General features: G+C 57.9%; 2 rRNA genes. Both read right to left on the bottom strand.

The window, feature by feature from the left end:
• Positions 1-60, bottom strand: a 5S ribosomal RNA gene (gene rrf, locus AB2L27_RS20080); the annotation flags it as partial.
• Between the two features lie 163 nt (positions 61-223).
• A 23S ribosomal RNA gene (locus AB2L27_RS20075) occupies positions 224-2817 on the bottom strand; the annotation flags it as partial.

The raw sequence follows: 2817 nt of genomic DNA, 5'->3' as shown, positions 1-2817 counted from the left end.
GGGCTTAGCTTCCGGGTTCGGAATGAGACCGGGCGTTTCCCCACCGCTATGACCACCGGACCACACAGGCCAGGATCGAACACAAGGGTTCTCTCCCGAGAACCACACAATGGACGCGAAACACTCGCAGTGAGTGTCCAGTAGACCAAGCTCGTCACGTTGATTGCACTCGCCATCACACACCCGCCATCGCCACCACCACAGTGATGCCGGCTGGTGCGTAGTAGACAAGCGATCGGCCTATTAGTACCGGTCAGCTCCACAACTCTTCCGTCGCTGCTTCCACACCCGGCCTATCAACCCCGTCATCTCCAGGGAGCCTCCCACCCCACAAAGGGGCACGGAAACCTCATCTCGAAGCAGGCTTCCCGCTTAGATGCCTTCAGCGGTTATCCCTTCCGAACGTAGCCAACCAGCCATGCCCTTGGCAGAACAACTGGCACACCAGAGGTTCGTCCGTCCCGGTCCTCTCGTACTAGGGACAGCCCTTCTCAAGTTTCCAACGCGCGCAGCGGATAGGGACCGAACTGTCTCACGACGTTCTAAACCCAGCTCGCGTACCGCTTTAATGGGCGAACAGCCCAACCCTTGGGACCTACTCCAGCCCCAGGATGCGACGAGCCGACATCGAGGTGCCAAACCATGCCGTCGATATGGACTCTTGGGCAAGATCAGCCTGTTATCCCCGGGGTACCTTTTATCCGTTGAGCGACCGCGATTCCACACTCCACGGCCGGATCACTAGTCCCGACTTTCGTCCCTGCTCGACCTGTCGGTCTCACAGTCAAGCTCCCTTGTGCACTTACACTCAACACCTGATTGCCAACCAGGCTGAGGGAACCTTTGGGCGCCTCCGTTACTCTTTAGGAGGCAACCGCCCCAGTTAAACTACCCACCAGGCACTGTCCCTGATCCGGATCACGGACCGAAGTTAGACATCCAGAACGACCAGAGTGGTATTTCAACGACGACTCCACCAACACTAGCGTGCCAGCTTCACAGTCTCCCACCTATCCTACACAAGCCGTCCCGAACACCAATACCAAGCTATAGTGAAGGTCCCGGGGTCTTTCCGTCCTGCTGCGCGTAACGAGCATCTTTACTCGTAGTGCAATTTCGCCGAGTTCGCGGTTGAGACAGCAGGGAAGTCGTTACGCCATTCGTGCAGGTCGGAACTTACCCGACAAGGAATTTCGCTACCTTAGGATGGTTATAGTTACCACCGCCGTTTACTGGCGCTTAAGTTCTCAGCGTCCCCACGCAAGCGTGAGTAACCGGTCCCCTTAACGTTCCAGCACCGGGCAGGCGTCAGTCCGTATACATCGTCTTGCGACTTCGCACGGACCTGTGTTTTTAGTAAACAGTCGCTTCCCCCTGGTCTCTGCGGCCCTCAAACGCTAGCCCGCGAAGGGCTTCACGCCTCAGGCCCCCCTTCTCCCGAAGTTACGGGGGCATTTTGCCGAGTTCCTTAACCACGATTCACTCGCACGCCTCGGTATTCTCTACCTGACCACCTGAGTCGGTTTAGGGTACGGGCGGCTCGAACCTCGCGCCGAGGCTTTTCTAGACAGCATGGGATCACCCTACTTCCCCCCAACGGGGTCACCATCAGGTCTCAGACTCAGCATCAAAGCAAGAGGAGCGGATTTGCCAACCCCTCGTCCTACACCCTTGGACGTGGACAACCATCGCCACGCGGAAGCTACCCTCCTGCGTCACCCCTGTTAACACGCTTGACTACTACCGGATCGGGTCACACGCTCCACCAAGCACCACCCGAAGGTAGTACCGGCTTTGGGTGCTCAGCATCCCCGGCCTCGCCATGGACGGTTCTACACCGGTACGGGAATATCAACCCGTTGTCCATCGACTACGCCTGTCGGCCTCGCCTTAGGTCCCGACTTACCCAGGGCGGATGAACCTGGCCCTGGAACCCTTGGTCAATCGGCGGACGGGGTTCTCACCCGTCATTCGCTACTCATGCCTGCATTCTCACTCGCGTGCAGTCCACCACACCATCACCAGGCGGCTTCACCCCACACACGACGCTCCCCTACCCATCCACACACCTGCCCACCACCACACACCGCCAGCCTAAAGACCAACGAATCGATGGAGAGAGGTTCACATGTGAATGCCACAGCTTCGGCGGTGTACTTGAGCCCCGCTACATTGTCGGCGCGGAATCACTTGACCAGTGAGCTATTACGCACTCTTTCAAGGGTGGCTGCTTCTAAGCCAACCTCCTGGTTGTCTGCGCAACTCCACATCCTTTCCCACTTAGCACACGCTTAGGGGCCTTAGCTGATGATCTGGGCTGTTTCCCTCTCGACTACGAAGCTTATCCCCCGCAGTCTCACTGCCACGCTCTCACTTACCGGCATTCGGAGTTTGGCTGACGTCAGTAACCCGGTGGGGCCCATCGGCCATCCAGTAGCTCTACCTCCAGCAAGAAACACGCGACGCTGCACCTAAATGCATTTCGGGGAGAACCAGCTATCACGGAGTTTGATTGGCCTTTCACCCCTACCCACAGCTCATCCCCCAGGTTTTCAACCCTGGTGGGTTCGGTCCTCCACGCGGTCTTACCCACGCTTCAACCTGGCCATGGGTAGATCACTCCGCTTCGGGTCTAGAGCACGCGACTACAACACCGAAATGTCAACGCCCTGTTCGGACTCGCTTTCGCTACGGCTACCCCCCACGGGTTAACCTCGCCACGCACCACTAACTCGCAGGCTCATTCTTCAAAAGGCACGCCGTCACCCAGCACAAAGCCAAGCTCCGACGGATTGTAGGCACACGGTTTCAGGTACT

It is taken from the genome of Kineococcus halophytocola, assembly GCF_041276425.1.
GTDB lineage: Bacteria > Actinomycetota > Actinomycetes > Actinomycetales > Kineococcaceae > Kineococcus > Kineococcus halophytocola.
The sequence above is the reverse complement of the archived record's forward strand: the minus strand, read 5'-3'. Positions and strand labels throughout refer to the sequence as shown.